The sequence below is a fragment of the Falsiroseomonas ponticola genome (assembly GCF_016805305.1).
GTDB lineage: Bacteria > Pseudomonadota > Alphaproteobacteria > Acetobacterales > Acetobacteraceae > Falsiroseomonas > Falsiroseomonas ponticola.
In genome coordinates this window covers 262,930-278,713 of sequence record NZ_JAERQN010000002.1, presented here as the reverse complement: position 1 = coordinate 278,713, position 15,784 = coordinate 262,930, and the positions used below count along the sequence as shown (strand labels likewise).

20 protein-coding genes are annotated in these 15,784 nt (G+C 71.7%); 10 read left to right on the top strand and 10 right to left on the bottom strand.

Annotation, left to right across the window (positions count from 1 at the left end; all coding sequences use genetic code 11):
• Positions 1 to 38 precede the first annotated feature (38 nt).
• Complete coding sequence (locus JJI54_RS08860) at positions 39 to 659, top strand: hypothetical protein (protein WP_203072601.1); 621 nt, start codon at positions 39 to 41, stop codon at positions 657 to 659.
• A gap of 109 nt (positions 660 to 768) precedes the next feature.
• On the opposite strand, the gene JJI54_RS08855 is transcribed toward JJI54_RS08860, so the two are convergent.
• The 10 genes from JJI54_RS08855 to JJI54_RS32625 all read right to left on the bottom strand — a co-directional run bounded on the left by JJI54_RS08855 (position 769) and on the right by JJI54_RS32625 (position 8,339).
• Positions 769 to 1,545 (bottom strand): ABC transporter ATP-binding protein, encoded by a 777-nt coding sequence (locus tag JJI54_RS08855; protein ID WP_203072600.1) that lies wholly within the window; start codon positions 1,543 to 1,545, stop codon positions 769 to 771.
• Positions 1,542 to 2,327: an MlaE family ABC transporter permease gene (locus JJI54_RS08850; RefSeq protein ID WP_203072599.1), complete on the bottom strand. Its 786-nt coding sequence runs from the start codon at positions 2,325 to 2,327 to the stop codon at positions 1,542 to 1,544. Before JJI54_RS08850 ends, JJI54_RS08855 begins: the two co-directional genes overlap by 4 nt.
• Before the next feature lie 5 nt (positions 2,328 to 2,332).
• Entirely contained in the window at positions 2,333 to 3,418 is a 1,086-nt protein-coding gene (alr, locus tag JJI54_RS08845; protein ID WP_203072598.1) for an alanine racemase, read from the bottom strand.
• Entirely contained in the window at positions 3,418 to 3,882 is a 465-nt protein-coding gene (locus tag JJI54_RS08840; RefSeq protein ID WP_203072597.1) for a GNAT family N-acetyltransferase, read from the bottom strand. Before JJI54_RS08840 ends, alr begins: the two co-directional genes overlap by 1 nt.
• The gene (locus JJI54_RS08835) at positions 3,872 to 5,401 is read right to left on the bottom strand and encodes a replicative DNA helicase (RefSeq protein WP_203072596.1); all 1,530 of its coding nucleotides are present in this window, start codon (positions 5,399 to 5,401) and stop codon (positions 3,872 to 3,874) included. Before JJI54_RS08835 ends, JJI54_RS08840 begins: the two co-directional genes overlap by 11 nt.
• A 223-nt stretch (positions 5,402 to 5,624) precedes the next feature.
• Positions 5,625 to 6,197: a 50S ribosomal protein L9 gene (gene rplI / locus JJI54_RS08830; RefSeq protein WP_203072595.1), complete on the bottom strand. Its 573-nt coding sequence runs from the start codon at positions 6,195 to 6,197 to the stop codon at positions 5,625 to 5,627.
• Positions 6,198 to 6,209: 12 nt separating this feature from the next.
• Positions 6,210 to 7,172 carry a hypothetical protein gene (locus tag JJI54_RS08825; RefSeq protein ID WP_203072594.1) on the bottom strand — a complete coding sequence of 321 codons (963 nt, stop codon included), beginning with the start codon at positions 7,170 to 7,172 and terminating at the stop codon, positions 6,210 to 6,212.
• 31 nt (positions 7,173 to 7,203) lie between these two features.
• Positions 7,204 to 7,491 carry a 30S ribosomal protein S18 gene (gene rpsR / locus JJI54_RS08820; protein ID WP_164695124.1) on the bottom strand — a complete coding sequence of 96 codons (288 nt, stop codon included), beginning with the start codon at positions 7,489 to 7,491 and terminating at the stop codon, positions 7,204 to 7,206.
• 6 nt (positions 7,492 to 7,497) lie between these two features.
• Positions 7,498 to 7,974 (bottom strand): 30S ribosomal protein S6, encoded by a 477-nt coding sequence (gene rpsF, locus JJI54_RS08815; protein WP_203072593.1) that lies wholly within the window; start codon positions 7,972 to 7,974, stop codon positions 7,498 to 7,500.
• Positions 7,975 to 8,210: 236 nt separating this feature from the next.
• The gene (locus tag JJI54_RS32625; RefSeq protein WP_264177166.1) at positions 8,211 to 8,339 is read right to left on the bottom strand and encodes a hypothetical protein; all 129 of its coding nucleotides are present in this window, start codon (positions 8,337 to 8,339) and stop codon (positions 8,211 to 8,213) included.
• 178 nt (positions 8,340 to 8,517) lie between these two features.
• On the opposite strand from JJI54_RS32625, the gene fabD reads away from it, so the two are divergent.
• From fabD to nikR, 9 genes are all read left to right on the top strand, one after another.
• A complete protein-coding gene (fabD, locus tag JJI54_RS08810) occupies positions 8,518 to 9,477 on the top strand; it encodes an ACP S-malonyltransferase (protein ID WP_203072592.1) in 960 nt (319 codons plus the stop codon).
• Positions 9,474 to 9,914, top strand: a complete 441-nt coding sequence (locus JJI54_RS08805; RefSeq protein WP_203072591.1) for a GNAT family N-acetyltransferase — start codon at positions 9,474 to 9,476, stop codon at positions 9,912 to 9,914. The genes fabD and JJI54_RS08805 overlap by 4 nt, the downstream gene beginning before the upstream one ends.
• Complete coding sequence (gene fabG, locus JJI54_RS08800) at positions 9,914 to 10,654, top strand: 3-oxoacyl-[acyl-carrier-protein] reductase (RefSeq protein WP_203072590.1); 741 nt, start codon at positions 9,914 to 9,916, stop codon at positions 10,652 to 10,654. Before JJI54_RS08805 ends, fabG begins: the two co-directional genes overlap by 1 nt.
• A 239-nt stretch (positions 10,655 to 10,893) precedes the next feature.
• Positions 10,894 to 11,133: an acyl carrier protein gene (locus JJI54_RS08795; protein ID WP_092963667.1), complete on the top strand. Its 240-nt coding sequence runs from the start codon at positions 10,894 to 10,896 to the stop codon at positions 11,131 to 11,133.
• 36 nt (positions 11,134 to 11,169) lie between these two features.
• On the top strand, positions 11,170 to 12,459 hold the full coding sequence (fabF, locus tag JJI54_RS08790; RefSeq protein WP_318987470.1) for a beta-ketoacyl-ACP synthase II: 1,290 nt from the start codon (positions 11,170 to 11,172) through the stop codon (positions 12,457 to 12,459).
• 493 nt (positions 12,460 to 12,952) lie between these two features.
• A complete protein-coding gene (mltG, locus tag JJI54_RS08785) occupies positions 12,953 to 13,936 on the top strand; it encodes an endolytic transglycosylase MltG (RefSeq protein WP_203072589.1) in 984 nt (327 codons plus the stop codon).
• 16 nt (positions 13,937 to 13,952) lie between these two features.
• Positions 13,953 to 14,849: a DMT family transporter gene (locus tag JJI54_RS08780; protein WP_203072588.1), complete on the top strand. Its 897-nt coding sequence runs from the start codon at positions 13,953 to 13,955 to the stop codon at positions 14,847 to 14,849.
• Positions 14,850 to 14,908: 59 nt separating this feature from the next.
• On the top strand, positions 14,909 to 15,310 hold the full coding sequence (locus JJI54_RS08775) for a VOC family protein (RefSeq protein ID WP_203072587.1): 402 nt from the start codon (positions 14,909 to 14,911) through the stop codon (positions 15,308 to 15,310).
• Positions 15,311 to 15,332: 22 nt separating this feature from the next.
• The gene (gene nikR / locus JJI54_RS08770) at positions 15,333 to 15,773 is read left to right on the top strand and encodes a nickel-responsive transcriptional regulator NikR (RefSeq protein WP_203072586.1); all 441 of its coding nucleotides are present in this window, start codon (positions 15,333 to 15,335) and stop codon (positions 15,771 to 15,773) included.
• Positions 15,774 to 15,784 lie beyond the last annotated feature (11 nt).

Below are 15,784 nucleotides of genomic sequence, written 5' to 3'. Positions count from 1 at the left end.
TCGGATCAATCGCCCGGAATGCCCCAGGAATCCCCACGATGGAAAAGCCGCGCCTGTCGGATCGTCATGTCTGGCGCCAGGTCCTCCTCACGGACCTGGCAGCGGGCGGCACGGACATGCGCGCCCGCATGCATCAGATCATGAATGACCGGAAGCAGCGCGCCCAGGCCGATCAAGCCATCGCGCAGCTTCAGGACGCCTTCGTGGCTGCCTATCGCGAAGACGCGGTCCTGCGAACGGACTCCGTCATCGAGGACTATCTGAACCTCAGCATCATCTTCACCGACCTGCTGACGGAGGCGATCGACGTTTCGGAACTCGATATCGAGGGTTCGACGACCCCATTGCCCGCCGAGATCACCGGCGGGAAGCGACGGGATCTGGGTGTCGAGCGGGCGAGGGTCATGATCCTGGCCATGTTCCAGGATGAGCCGGCGCTGACCGCCGCCGCCTGCCAGGCCTGGCAGCAGGAGATGAAAGGCGAGGAATCGGACTGGCTGGCGTTGTCCCAGCGCTGGTTCACCGCCTGCCAGCGGCTGGATGGACCGAAGGAGGACCTGGACTACAAGCAGGTCACCCACCGGTTCACGGACTTCCTGCGCTTCCTGACCAGGACCGAACAGGCGCTGCCACCGCCCCTGCAGCGGCTGTTCGGGTGATCCTGGAGACGCGCGGCCGGATGCGCCTGCCGGGGCTGGCGGCTGCGCCTTCGCGTCGTGCAGGTCGCCCGCATCCCGTCTGGCGGCCAGATGCCACCGCCCAGGGGCGCTACTTCCTCAGCTCCATCTGGATCGGCCCCTCGCGCTCCCCCCGCGCGAACTGGTCCACCATCGCATTCCCCGTCTCGCCGAGCTTGGCCGCGCCGCCCCGCCAGACGATCCTTCCCTTGTGGATCATCGCCGCGTCATCGCCGATCCGCCGGGCACTCGCCATGTCATGCGTGATGGAAACCGCCGTCGCGCCCAGCTTCTCCACGCAATCGACGATCAGCCCGTCGATCACCGCGCCCATGATGGGGTCGAGCCCCGTGGTCGGCTCGTCGAAGAAGATGATGTCGGGCTCCGCCGCGATGGCGCGCGCAAGCCCCACCCGCTTCTGCATGCCGCCCGAAAGCTCCGCCGGCGACAGGTCGCCGACGCTCGCCGCTAGGCCCACCTGCGCCAGCACCTCCGCCGCCTTGTCGCGGGCCGCGCGGCGAGAGATGCGGCGCTGCGCCAGCAGCTTGAAGCAGACATTCTCCCAGACCGGCAGGCTGTCGAACAGCGCGCCGTTCTGGAACAGCATGCCGATGCGGTCGTTCAGCGCCTCCCGCTCCCGCCGGCTCATCCGCGCCACATCCTGGCCATCGATCTCGATCGTGCCGGCATCGGGCTGGATCAGGCCCAGGATGCATTTCAGCGTCACGGATTTCCCGGACCCCGATCCCCCCAGGATCACCATCGAATGCCGCGCCCGGATATCCAGGTCCACGCCATCCAGCACCACCTTCGGCCCGAAGGCTTTCGTCAGCCCGCGCAGCCTGATCTTCGGCGTCTCGCTACTCATCGGGCGAACAGGATGGCGGTCAGGATGTAGTCCAGCGCCAGGATCAGGATGGAGGACGCCACCACGGCCGAGGTCGTCGCACGCCCCACGCCCTGCGCGCCGCCGCCGGACTGGTAGCCCGCCCAGCACCCCATCAGCGTGATCACGAAGCCGAACACCGCCGCCTTGATCAGGCCGGAGACCACGTCCGACATCTGCAGGAAGTCGAAGGTGGATTTCAGATAGGCGCCGGAGGCGAAGCCCAGCTGCTGCGTGCCGATCAGCCAGCCGCCCATCACGCCCAATATGTCCGCCACCACCACCAGCAGCGGCAGCGCCAGCGTCCCCGCCAGGATGCGGGGCGTGACCAGGTATTTCATCGGGTTGGTGGAGAGCGTGGACAGCGCGTCGATCTGGTCCGTCACCCGCATGGTGCCGATCTCCGCCGCGAAGGCCGCGCCGATCCGCCCCGCCACCATCAGCCCCGCCAGCACCGGGCCCAGTTCGCGGGTGATGGACAGCACCACCACATTCGCCACGGCCCCTTCCGCGTTGAAGCGGGAGAAGCCGGTATAGGATTGCAGCGCCAGCACCATGCCGGTGAAGACCGCCGTCAGCGCCACCACCGGCAGGCTGAACCAGGCGATCTCGATGAAGGCCTTCAGGAACAGCCGCCCATGGAAGGGCGGCCGCACCAGGTGGCTGATCGCCTCCGCCGCGAAGATCGCGATGGCGCCGACCGACCGAAGGAAGCCGATGACGACCCGGCCGAGGGCCGCGGTCAGGTCCAGGGTGCGATCCAAGGCGATCAGGCGCCGCCGCTATGCAGCCGCGCGTAGCGCGCGCCGAGGCTCGTCAGCACCTCATACCCGATGGTGCCGCAGCGCGCCGCGATGTCGTCGGGCGTGTTTCCGGGCCCGCCGATCAGCATCATGCTGTCGCCGACCCGGGCTTCCGGCACATCCGTCACGTCGAAGGTCGTCAGGTCCATCGATACCCGGCCAATGAGGGGCACGGCTCGCCCGCGCAGCAGCGCCAGCGACCGGCCGGAGAGGCTCCGAAGGTAGCCATCGGCATAGCCCGCCGCAACGGTTGCAACCCGCCGGGGTTCCTTCGCGGCCCAGGAAGCCCCGTAACCAACGGTATCACCCGCCGCGATGGTGCGGATCTGCAGCACCGGCACCTCCAGCGTCACCACCTGCCGCATCGGGTTCGGCTCGCCCGGCGTCGGGTTGATGCCGTACAGCGCGCAGCCCGGCCGGGCGAGGGCGGAGGCATAGTCGGGCCCCAGGAAGAGGCCCGAGGAATTGGCGAAGCTGCGCTTCACCCCCGGCGCGATCCGCGCCGCCGCCAGCCCGAAGCGCGCGGCCTGCCGGGCGTTCAGCGCGTGCCCCGGCTCATCCGCGCAGGCCAAGTGGGTCATGACGTAGCGCAGGCCGAGGCCGTCGAGCCGCCCCCGCTCCTCCGCCAGCCTGGCCTGTTCCCCGGCATCCAGCCCGAGCCGCGCCATCCCGGTATCGAGGTGCAGCACCGCCGGCCGCGCCACCCCGGCCGCGCGCCCCGCCGCCGCATGCGCCTCCACGTCCGAAAGCCCGTTCAGCACGGGCCAGAGCCCGGCCTCCCCATCCGCCCCCGGCGGGAAGCCGTTCAGCACGATGATGGCGGGCCCCGCCCCCAGCGCCTGGCGCAGCGCCAGGCCTTCCGTCAGATGCGCCACGAAGAAGGTGTCGCACCCCGCATCCCGCAGCGCGCCCGCGACTGTGGCGGCGCCCAGCCCATAGCCATCCGCCTTCACCACCCCCGCGCAGGGCGCGCCATGCCGCGCGACGAGGTCCCGCCAGTTCGCGACGATGGCGGAAAGGTCGATCCGCAGCACGCCCTGTCCCGGAACCATCAGAGATCCTGCCGATAGACGATGAAGCCCGACCGTTCCGCCACCTGGTCATAGAGGCGCTGCGCCACCGCATTGCTCTCATGCGTGTGCCAATAGACGCGCCGCGCCCCGGCGGCCCGCGCGCGGGCATAGACGCCCTCGATCAGCGCCCGCCCCACCCCCTGCCCGCGCACATCCGGCGCGGCAAACAGGTCCTGCAGGTAGCAGGTCGGCCCGACCAGGCCCGTGTTGCGGTGGAAGATGATGTGGGCGAGCCCGACCAGCCCGCCGCCGGCCTCCGCCACCAGCGCCTCCATCGGCTCCATGCCGTCGAAGAAACGCTCCCAGGTCGCCGCCGTCAGCGCCACCGCCGGCGCCGTCTCCCCCGCCCGCCCGTAGAATGCGTTGTAGCCATGCCAGAGCGGCAGCCAGGCGGCGAAATCCCCCGGCACCGCGGCGCGGATGGCGACTCCCTCAATCGCCATAGCCGCCGCCATCGTGATGCTGGTCGAGGTCGCCGAAGCGCGTGAACTCGCCCTCGAAGAACAGCTTGATGGTGCCCGTGGGTCCGTGGCGCTGCTTGGCGATGATCAGCTCCGCCTTGTTGTGCGCGCCCTCCATGTCCTTCTGCCACTTCTCCATGGCTTCCTGCAGCTTCTGCGGATTCTCGAAGTTCAGCTCCTTCGGCTGCCGCTGCTGCAGGTAGTATTCGTCGCGATAGACGAACATCACCATATCCGCGTCCTGCTCGATCGAGCCCGATTCGCGCAGATCCGCCAGCTGCGGCCGCTTGTCCTCCCGGCTCTCCACCTGGCGGGAGAGCTGGGACAGCGCGATGACCGGAATCGAGAGTTCCTTCGCGATCGCCTTCAGCCCCTGCGTGATCATGCTGATCTCCAGCACGCGGCTTTCCGGCCTGGTGCCCGCCGCGGGGCGCATCAGCTGCAGGTAGTCCACCACCACCAGGTCGAGCCCCCGCGTGCGCTGCAGGCGCCGGCAGCGCGTCCGCAGCGCGCTGATGGTGATGGCCGGCGTGTCGTCGATCCACAGCGGCAGCGCCTGCAATTCCCGGCTCACCTCCAGGAACTTGTCGAAATCCCGCTGCAGGATGTCGCCGCGGCGGATGCGGTCGCCGCTGATCCGCGCCTCCTCCGACAGCAGGCGCGTCGCCAGCTGGTCGCAGGACATTTCGAGCGAGAAGATCGCGACGCCGCCGCGCGGCACCGCATTCGGGTCGGCCTCCCGCGCCTTGCGCAGGATGCTGCGCGCCGCGCCGAAGGCGATCTTGGTGGCCAGCGCCGTCTTGCCCATGGCCGGGCGCCCCGCGAGGATCAGCAGGTCCGATTTGTGCAGCCCGCCCGTCTTCGCATCGAAGTCGCGCAGCCCCGTGGACAGGCCGCTGACCCCGCCGGGGTTGGAGAAGGCGGCCGCCGCGTGCTGCACCGCGGTCGCCAGCGCCTTCTCGAAATGCACGAAGCCGCCGTCGGAGCCATTGTCCTTCGCCAGGTCGAACAGCGCCTGCTCGGCGGATTCCAGCTGCTGCCGGCCATCCAGCTCCGGCTCCGCCCCGAAGGCGCGGTTGACGATGACCTCGCCCAGATCCACCAGCTGGCGGCGCATCCAGGCATCGTGGATGACCTTCCCGTATTCGCCGGCATTGATGATGCCGACCATGGCGCCCAGCAGCTGGCCCAGATAGGCGGTGCCCCCCACCTCATCCAGCAGCCCGTTATGCTCGAACTCCGCGCGCAGCGTGACGGCATCGGCCAGCTGCCCGGCCTCGATCCGCCGCTGGATGGCGCCATAGATCCGGCCATGGATCGGATCGGCGAAATGCTCCGCGGCCAGGAATTCGCTGACGCGCTCATAGGCCTTGTTGTTGGCCAGCAGCGCGCCGAGCAGCGACTGCTCGGCCTCCAGATTCGCGGGCGGCAGGCGCTGGGAAAGGCCGAGCAGGCCGTCGCCGCCGAAGGCGGGGCTGGGGGGGGCGCCGAAGGTGTTCATGGCGCGATCATAGCGCGCCGGACGAGTCGGGCGCGCCCCCGTCCGGCGGTGGATGACTGTGGATAGCGGGGACGAGGGGGGACAAATGAAGATGGGGAGGGCGCTGCCCTCCCCAAACCCCACCCGCCAGGGGGGAGACCCCCCTGGACCATCTCAAATACAAGGGTTCCAAGGGGCCGCTGCCCCTTGGCAGGGGGTGCAGGGGGACGGCGTCCCCCTGCAATCAATCCCGCTCGGACGCCGCGCCCAGCTCAGCCAGCTCGGCGGCCAGCTCGGCCTCCAGGCTCTCCTCCTCCGCCTGGTCGGCGGCGCGCAGATCCTCGCCGCGGGCCTGCTTCTCGGCCTCCTCGACGGAACGCGCGACATTCACGCCCACCGGGATGGAAACCTCCGGGTGCAGCGCCACGCGGACCTGGGTCAGACCCAGCGTCTTGATCGGCTGCTCCAGCAGCACCTGGCTGCGGTCGAGCGTGAGGCCCGAGGCCTTGCAGGCCTCCGCGATGTCGCGGCCGGAGACGGAGCCATAGAGGCTGCCGCTCTCGCCGGCGGAGCGGATGATCACGACCGTCAGGCCGTGCACGCGCTCGGCGATGCGCTCGGCCTCCTCGCGCTTCTTGAGGTTCAGCGCCTCGAGCTGCGCGCGCTCCCGCTCGAACCGCGCGAGGTTGTCCTTGTTCGCGCGGATCGCCTTGCCCTGCGGCAGCAGGAAGTTGCGGGCGTAACCCGGGCGGACCTTCACCAGTTCGCCCATCTGGCCGAGCTTCTCGACCCTCTGCATCAGGATGACTTCGATCATGGCTGCACCGTTTCAGCGCTGGGGGGGCGGCGCGCCGCGCCGGCCCCGTGTTCCGTTGAGGATATCGAACAGGCCGTAACCCGTGACGGCCAGCGCCACCGGGACGGACATGATGAGAAGCGCCGCATAGGCGCCCCCCAGGACCATGGGGCGGCCGCGCAGCGCGCGGGTCGCGCGATGGAAGGCGGCCAGACCATGCAGGAAGACCGGCACCAGCAGCGCCAGCAGCAGCGACAGCTCCACCGCATCGCTGCCCTCCGCCGCCACCAGCCAGAGGCCGAGCGCCAGCGCGGGCAGCAGGGCGTACCAGGCCGGCAGCCGCGCCTCCCGGAAGGCAGGCCGGGCGGTGATGATGCCGAAGCGCACCAGCAGGCCGGATGCGGCGGCGGCGTTGATCAGCAGGGCCAGCGTGACCCAGAAGCCGATCGCGGCCGCCTTCACGCGCACCAGCTCCGCGACGATCCCGTCGGAAGCCGGCAGCCCCATGCGGGACATCGCCTGCTCCACGGCGCCGCGCAGCGCCCCCTCCAGCCCGCCCGGCACGTCGGACAGCAGCCAGGCCGCCACCGCGACCCCCGCCGCCGGCAGGATGCCGAGCAGGGTGAAGGGCGCGGCCAGGTCCGGCATGCCCGTCACCGCCGTCGGCCCGCGCCGGGCCACGAGGACCAGCGCCGCCACCGGCGCGCCGAAGATGCCGAGGAAGAGCCCGGCGCCCAGGCTGGTGCCCACGGCCATGACCGCGACCAGCGCCACGCCCACCGCCGCGATCACCGCCCCCGCGCCGAAGCCGATGCCCGCCATGAACAGCGGCATCGGCGCCAGCCAGAGCGTCAGCGCGCCCCCGGGCATGCCCCGGAAGCCCCACAGGGTCAGGACCGCCGCGGCCAGCCCGGCGGCACCCGCGGCAAGCCAGCGGGGATCGGACGCGATGCGCCGATCCTCCCCCGTCTCCTGCTGCGTGCTGTCCGCGGTCATGCCGGCCTCGGCCCCTTTCCCCGGGCGCCCGTCAGTCGTTGATGACGTAGGGCAGCAGGGCCAGGAAGCGCGCGCGCTTGATGGCGTTCGCCAGCTCGCGCTGCTTCTTCGCGCTCACCGCCGTGATGCGGCTCGGCACGATCTTGCCGCGCTCCGACAGGAAGCGGCTCAGCAGGCGCACATCCTTGTAGTCGATCTTCGGCGCGTTCGGGCCGGAGAAGGGGCAGGACTTGCGGCGGCGGTAGAACGGCCGGCGCGCGCCCACGGCGGGGCGGCGCATGGCGGGGTTCAGGGAGATCTCGTCGTTGCGGTCCGACATCTCAGCTCACTCCTCGCCCGCGCCCATGTCCATTTCCTCGCGCGGCCGCGCGCGGTATTCCTCGCGGTCGTCGCGCTCGCGCCCGCCGCCGGTGCGGCCGGAGCCGAAGCGCCCGGCCGGGCGGGGGCCGCGGAAGCCGCGGTCACGCTCGCGATCCTCGCCACGGCGGGCCAGGATGGCCGACGGCGCCTCGTCGATCGCCTCGATCCGCAGCGTCAGGCTGCGCAGCACATCCTCATGCAGGCCGAGCTGGCGCTCGACTTCCTGCATGGCGGCCGGGGGCGCGGAGATACCGAGGAGCATGTAATGCGCCTTGCGGTTCTTCTTGATCTTGTAGGCGAGGCCGCGGAGGCCCCAGTATTCCTGCTTCTTGACCTCGCCGCCCTGCTCGCCGACCGTCGTCGCCACCTGGGCGGCGATCGCCTCGACCTGCTGCTGCGTGATGTCGTTGCGCGCCATGAGCACGCATTCATACAAGGGCATCGGGTCCCTCCGGCTGTCTCAGCCCAGGCGCCCCCGGCACCATGCCGGAATACGCACGAACGGGCATAGCCGGGACCGATGCCTCGGGTCCCGGCAGGGAAGCGCGGCGTAAAGCACGCCGGACCCGCCGGGGCAAGAAATGAATCGGGCAGGCCGGACATGCGAAGGGCGCGCCCGGCCTGGCCAGGCGCGCCCTTCGTCACGCAACCGGGGGCGTCGCCGCCCCGCCGGTCAGCTCACAGCCCGCGGCGGCGCTTCGCCTTCAGGCGCTTCGCGGCGGCGGACAGGCGCTCCTTCAGGTCGGCGCCCTTGAGGTTGGCCAGGGCCTTGCGGCGCTTGCGGTTGACGACGCGGAGGAGCGGCATGGCGGAAGGCCCTTCTTGCTCGGTTCGGGTGGATGCCCCGCCAGATAGCCCGGACGCCGCGCCAGGGCCAGCGGGCCCGGCCCGCCCGCTCACCGCCGCGTGAACCCCCACCCTTGACGCTCCCGCCATTCCCGGCCTAGGGCCCGCGCGCGTCACACCAGGGTCACACGGACAAAAAATGGCTCTCGCCTTCACCTTTCCCGGCCAGGGCAGCCAGGCCCCCGGCATGGGCCGCGACCTTGCCGCGGCCTTCCCCATTGCCCGGGAAGTGTTCCAGGAAGTGGACGACACCCTCAGCCAGAAGCTCTCGAAGCTGATGTTCGAGGGCCCGGCCGAGGAACTCACCCTCACCGCCAATGCCCAGCCCGCGCTCATGGCCGTCTCCCTGGCCGTGGTGCGGGTGCTGGAGAAGGAGGGCGGCTTCGCGCTGCGCGACCGCGTCGCCCTCGTGGCCGGCCATTCGCTCGGCGAATACGCGGCCCTCGCCGCCGCCGGCACCTTCAGCCTGGCCACCGCCGCCCGCCTGCTCCGCCTGCGGGGCGAGGCGATGCAGCAGGCAACGCCCCCCGGCACCGGCGCCATGGCCGCCCTGCTCGGCGCCGAATTCGACCAGGCCGCCGCCATCTGCGCCGCCGCCGCCGCGGACCCGGAGACGGGGAAGCGGGAGGTGGTGGAGATCGCCAACGACAATGGCGGCGGGCAGATCGTCATCTCCGGCGCCACCGCCGCGGTGGATCGCGCGATCGAGGGTGCCAAGGCCGCCGGCGTGAAGCGCGCCATGAAGCTGCCCGTCTCCGCCCCCTTCCACTGCGCCCTCATGGCCCCGGCCGCGGATGCGATGGCGGAGGCGCTGTCCAAGGCCGCGATGGCCGCGCCGCTCGTGCCGGTCGTCGCCAATGTCACCGCCGCCAAGGCGACGGACCCCGACACCATCCGGGACCTGCTGGTCCGCCAGGTCACCGGCACGGTGCGCTGGCGCGAATGCATCCTGGCCATGGGCGCCATGGGCTGCGACCGCTTCGTGGAGGTCGGCTCCGGCAAGGTGCTGACGGGGCTGATGAAGCGCCTGATGCCGGAAGCCCAGGCCAGCGCCGTCGGCACCCCCGCCGACATCGAAGCCTTCCTCAAGGCGCTGTGACGGTCACCCTCCACCTGACCGCCGCCCCCACGGCGGCGGAGGAGGCGGCCGCACGCGGCGCTCTGCGGGACGCCAATGCGGCGGCCGGCTTCCCGCATGACACCCGCCCGCTCTGCATCCTGCTGCGAAGCGAGGCCGGCGCGGTGGCCGGCGGGCTGGTCGGGCGCACCGGCTGGTCCTGGCTCTATGTCGAGAACCTGGCCGTGCCGCCCGCGCTCCGCGGCGGCGGCTGGGGCGCCCGGCTTCTGGCGGCCGCCGAATCGGAAGCCCGCGCCCGCGGCTGCATCGGCGCCAGGCTCGATACCTACACCTTCCAGGCCCGCGGCTTTTATGAAAAGCAGGGCTACCGCGTCGTCGGGGCCATCCCCGACTGCCCCCCGGGCCAGACGCGCTTCACCATGATCAAGCGCCTGGATGCAGGCGGGGAGACAGGCTGATGTTCCGTCTGGACGGCAAGGTGGCGCTCGTGACCGGCGCCACGGGCGGCATCGGCGCCGCCATCGCCACCGCGCTGCACGCGCAAGGTGCCAAGGTCGCCATCACCGGGCGGCGGGAGGCGGAGCTGGCCGCCCTGGCCGAGGCACTCGGCGGCGACCGCGTCCTGGTCGCGCCCGCCGACCTCGCCGACCCCGCCGCCCCCGCCGCGCTGGTGGAGAAGGTGGAGGCCGAGCTCGGCAGCCTCGACATCCTGGTCAACAATGCCGGCTTCACGCGGGACATGCTGGCGCTGCGCATGGGCGACGCCGACTGGAACGCGGTGCTGGAAGTGGACCTCAACGCCCCCTTCCGCCTGGCCCGCGCCGCGCTGCGCGGCATGATGAAGCGCCGCCAGGGGCGGATCGTCTCCATCGCCTCCATCGTCGGCGTCACCGGCAATGCCGGCCAGGCCAACTACGCCGCCGCCAAGGCGGGCCTCATCGGCATGTCGAAGTCGCTGGCCCAGGAAGTCGCGACCCGCGGCGTCACGGTGAATGTGGTGGCCCCCGGCTTCGTGAAGACGGCCATGACGGATGCCCTGCCCGAAGCCGCCCGCACCGCGCTGCTGACGCGCATCCCCACCCAGAAGATGGGCACGCCGGAGGACATCGCCGCCGCCGTCGCCTACCTCGCCAGCCCGGAAGCCGCCTGGGTCACGGGCCAGACGCTGCACGTCAATGGCGGGATGGCGATGATCTGACGCCCCCGATTCGATGCGCCACCGGGGGGCGGAGCAGGGGGGCCATCCGCCCCCCGCCGGCAAAAAGGCAGGGATTTCCCCCGCCTTTGCGCCGGTTCAGGCCCCCGGGCGGCTTGCGCGCGGCGCGCGCCTAGGCCAGATGACGCATCCATGTTAAGCGGCGCCGCCCCGGAACCAAGGGCCGGGCGCGCACGCATCGCGTTCGCAGCACGGCACTTACCAGCAGGAGATATCGCGGGATGAGCGACACCGCCGACAAGGTGAAGAAGATCGTCGTGGAGCACCTCGGCGTCGAGGAATCCAAGGTGACGACCGAGGCGTCGTTCATCGACGACCTGGGCGCGGACAGCCTCGACACGGTCGAGCTGGTCATGGCCTTCGAGGAAGCCTTCGGGGTCGAGATCCCGGACGACGCCGCCGAGAAGATCACGACCGTCAAGGACGCGATCGACTACATCGAGAAGCAGAAGTCCGCCTGAACAAGGCGACCGGTCGGTAGGGTAGGGGATCCAGGGGTGTTCGTTCATCTCGAGGCGCCGCGGCGCGTCGTCGTCACGGGGATGGGCATCGCCTGCCCGCTCGGCCTGGGCGTCGAGAATGTCTGGAAGCGCATGCTGGCCGGCGAAAGCGGGCTGGCGGCGATCCAGTCCTTCGACGTCAGCAACCTGCCGGCGAAGATCGCCGGCCAGGTGCCGGTCGGCACCAAGGCGGAGGGGAAGCTCGACATCAACGAGTGGATCCCCGTCAAGGACCAGAAGAAGATGGACCGCTTCATCCAGCTCGCGCTCGTCGCGGCGCAGGAAGCGGTCGAGGACAGCGGCTGGATGCCTGGTCCCGACCAGGAGGAAGCCCGCTGCCGCACCGGCGTCATGATCGGGTCGGGCATCGGTGGCCTGCCCACGATCTATGAGGCCTCCCTCCTCATCGCGCAGGGCAAGCAGCGGCGCATCTCGCCCTTCTTCATCCCCTCGGCGCTGATCAACCTGGCCTCCGGCCACGTTTCCATCCGCTACGGCTTCAAGGGCCCGAACCACGCCGTGGTCACGGCCTGCGCCACCGGCGTGCATGCGCTGGGCGATGCGGCGCGGCTGATCGCGCTGGGTGATGCGGACGTCATGGTGGCCGGCGGCGCCGAAGCCGCCGTGGCGGAAATCGGCATGGCCGGCTTCTGCGCCTCCCGCGCCCTCTCCACCGCCTTCAACGACGCCCCCACCAAGGGCAGCCGCCCCTGGGACAAGGACCGCGACGGCTTCGTCATGGGCGAAGGCGCCGGCGTGCTGGTGCTGGAGGAGCTGGAGCACGCGAAGGCCCGCGGCGCCAAGATCTACGCCGAGGTCATCGGCTACGGCATGTCCGGCGACGCCTACCACATCACCGCCCCCACCGAGGATGGCGACGGCGCCTTCCGCGCCATGCGCGCCGCGCTCCGCAGCGCCGGCCTCTCCCCCGCCGATATCCAGTACGTCAACGCGCATGGCACCTCCACGCCGATGGGCGACGACCTGGAGCTGCAGGCGGTGGAGCGGCTCTGGGGCGACGAGGCGAAGAACCTCGCCATGTCCTCCACCAAATCGGCCATCGGCCATTTGCTGGGCGCGGCGGGCGCGGTGGAGGGCATCTTCTCCATCCTCGCCATCCGCGACAGCGTGGCGCCGCCGACCCTGAACCTGGAAAGCCCGTCCCGCGAAAGCCCGATCGACCGCGTGGCCCTGCAGGCCCAGCCGCGGAAGATCGACATCGCGCTGTCCAACAGCTTCGGCTTCGGCGGCACCAACGCCAGCATCATCTTCAAGAAAGCGGCCTAGCCACGACCGCCTCCGGCGGCGCTCGGACCGGCCGAAAGGCCGGTCTTTTTTTGTGCCCTCAAGCGCCGGGCGGCGGCATCCGCCGCCTTGGCTCGCCGGACTGCCGGCGGCGCCCGTTCGGGCGCTCGGACCGGCCCCAAAGCCGGTCCGCCTTTTTGTGCCCTCAGACGCCGGGCGCCGGCTCCGCCGGCTTGGCTTCGCCGGACTGCCGGCGGCGCCCATTCGGGCGCTCGGACCGGCCAAGAAGCCGGTCCGGCTTTCTGTGCCCTCAAGCGCCGGGCGGCGGCATTCGCCGGCTTGGCTTCGCCGGACAACCGGCGGCCCCCCTTCGGGCGCTCGGACCGGCCAGGCGGCCGGTCCGCCTTTTTCCGCCCTCAACCGCCGGGCGCCGGCGCCACCCCGCCAACCGATCCGCCCCCACACCGACCCGCCCGCGCGGAGTTTGACGCGCGGGCGCCTTGCCAGAGTGGCACGGCGACGCCAGGACTAGGCCATGCGCCGCCTCGTCGCTCTCCTCCTCGTCCTGCTCATCATCGCCGGCCTCGGCGGCGGGGCCTGGTGGTATGCCCACCGCGCCTGGACCGCCCCCGGCCCCCTGGCCGAACCCGCGCAGATCGTCGTCCCCCGCGGCGGCACCACCATCATCGCCGAGGCCCTGGCCGAGCGCGGCGTCATCGCCGACCCCCGCGCCTTCCTCGCCGCCGTCTGGCTGACGCGCGGCGAAGGCGCCGTCCGCGCCGCCGAATTCACCTTCCCCGCCCGCGCCAGCCTGCGCGACGTGCTGGAAATCCTGCGCAAGGCCCGCCCCGTCCAGCGCCGCGTCACCATCCCCGAAGGCCTCACCGCCCGCCAGATCACCGCCATCCTGGAACGCGCGGAGGGCCTGACCGGCGAGATGCCCGAGATCGCCGAGGGCGAGATCCTGCCCGAGACCTACAGCTACCAGTTCGGCGACACCCGCGCCGCCGTCGTCCGCCGCGCCGAACAGGCGATGGAGCAGGCACTCGCGGAAATCTGGGCCGCCCGCCAGCCCGGCCTGCCCATCGCGACGGCGCGGGAAGCCCTGATCCTCGCCTCCATCGTGGAGCGCGAGACCGGCCGCGGCGACGAACGCGCCCGCGTCGCCGGCGTTTTCATCAACCGGCTGCGGCGGGGCATGATGCTGCAATCGGACCCCACCGCCGCCTATGCCGCCGCCGATGGCGGCCTGCTGGAACGCCCCCTGACCCGCGCCGACCTCGACCGCGACCACCCCTTCAACACCTACCGCATCCGCGGCCTGCCCCCCGGCCCCATCGCCAGCCCGGGCCGCGACAGCCTGCGCGCCGTGACCCGCCCCGAAGCCACGGATTTCCTCTTCTTCGTCGCCGATGGCACCGGCGGCCACGCCTTCGCCCGCACGCTGGAGGAGCACAACCGCAACGTCGCCCGCTGGCGGGAGATCGAGCGAACCCGCGCCGCGGCCCCCGCGCGGTGACGCGCCCCCCCGCCGCATGACCCCCCTCGCCGGCCCGGCGCTCTGGTGGCGCCTGATCGTCATCGGCGGCCTCTGGGGCTCCTCCTTCCCCCTGCTCCGCCTGGTGGCCGGGGAGATGCCGCCCTTCGCGCTCGCCGCCTGCCGCGGCGCCTTCGCGGCGCTGGGCGTGCTCGCCTTCCTCGCCGTCACCGGCCAGCTGCGCGGCGGCGGCTGGAATGTCTGGCGCGCGGCACTCGTGCTCGGCACCTGCAATGGCTGGGTGCCCAACCTGCTGACGGCCCTGGCGCTGGACCGGATCGAGGCCGCGCCCGCCGCCCTGATCCACGCCGCGACGCCGCTCCAGGTGGCGCTGATGGCCAGCGTCCTGCTGCCCGGAGACCGGCCGGGCTGGCGCGGCGTGGCCGGGCTGCTGCTGGGCTTCGCCGGCATCGCCGTCATCCTCGGCCCGGCGGCGCTCACGGGGAATGCCTCCTTCACCGGGGGGCTGCTGATCCTCGTCTCCGGCTGCTCCTACGCCGCCGGCACGCTCTACGCGCGCATGGCGCGGCCCGGCGCCTCCGCCCAGCTGGTGCTGGGGCAGCAGGTGGTCTCCGGCCTGGTGGCGGGCATGCTCTCCCTGCCCTTCAACGGCATCGGCGCCTATGACCAGCCCGCCTGGGTCTTCGGCGTCATCGCGCTGCTCGGCATCCTCACCTCCGCCATCCCGCTGACCATGTTCCTCCGGCTGCTGACGCGCGCCCGCGTCACGGACGCCTCCATGGTCGGCTACATCCAGCCGCCCTTCGCCGCCGGCGTCGGCGCCCTGCTGCTCGGCGAATGGCCGGCGGCGGGCGTGCTGCTGGGCGGGCTGGTCGTGCTGGCCGGCGTCTGGCTCGCCACCTCCCAACCCCCACCCCGCAAGGCCCCCGCCTGACCCTGGACGGGCAGGCCCGGCGCATGCGCTGATGCAGCCCGGAACAGGGGGAGGCATCCATGCCCATCGGCGGGATCGAGCACATCAACATCTGGGCCGTGGACCTGGACGCCACCATCGCCTTCTACCGGGACGTGCTGGGGCTGGAGCAGGGCGACCGCCCGCCCTTCGATTTCCCGGGCGCCTGGCTCTATGCCGGCGGCGCCCCCGTCATCCACCTGGTCGGCCCCCGCGCCGCCGATGCCACCCGCCCGCCGCGGCGCGCCCAGCCCACCGGCCTGATCGACCATGTGGCCCTCGCCGCCACCGGCCTGCCCGCCATGCGCGCGCGCCTGAAGGCCCATGGCCTGGCCTTCCGCGAACAGGTGGTGCCGCGGGATGGCGTGACGCAGCTCTTCGTCACGGACCCCAATGGCGTGGTGCTGGAGCTGAACTTCCCCGCCGCCGAGACCGGACAGTGAGCCACCATCCCGGGGCCGGGCCATGACGCAGCGCATCACCATCACGCTCGATGACGAAACGGCCGCGGCGCTGGATGCCTTCATGGCGCGGCGCGGCTACGCCAACCGGTCGGAGGCGATGCGGGACCTGCTGCATGGCGGCCTGGCCCGCAGCGCGGAGGAAGCGGGCGACCCGGAGGGCGAATGCGTCGCCGTCGCCAGCTTCGTCTATGACCATGCGGAGCGCGAACTGGGCCGCCGCCTGCTGGATGCGCAGCACGCGCACCACGACCTCAGCGTGGCCACGCTGCATGCCCATCTGGATGCGCATCACTGCGTGGAGGTCGCGCTGCTGCGCGGCCAGGCGCGGGCGGTGCGGCCCTTCGCCGAATCGCTGATCGCCGAACGCGGCGTGCGGCTGGGCCGCGTGAACCTGATGCCCGCCCCCCGCCCCGGAAGGCGGCGCGGCCACCGCCACGACTGATACCGCCGAGC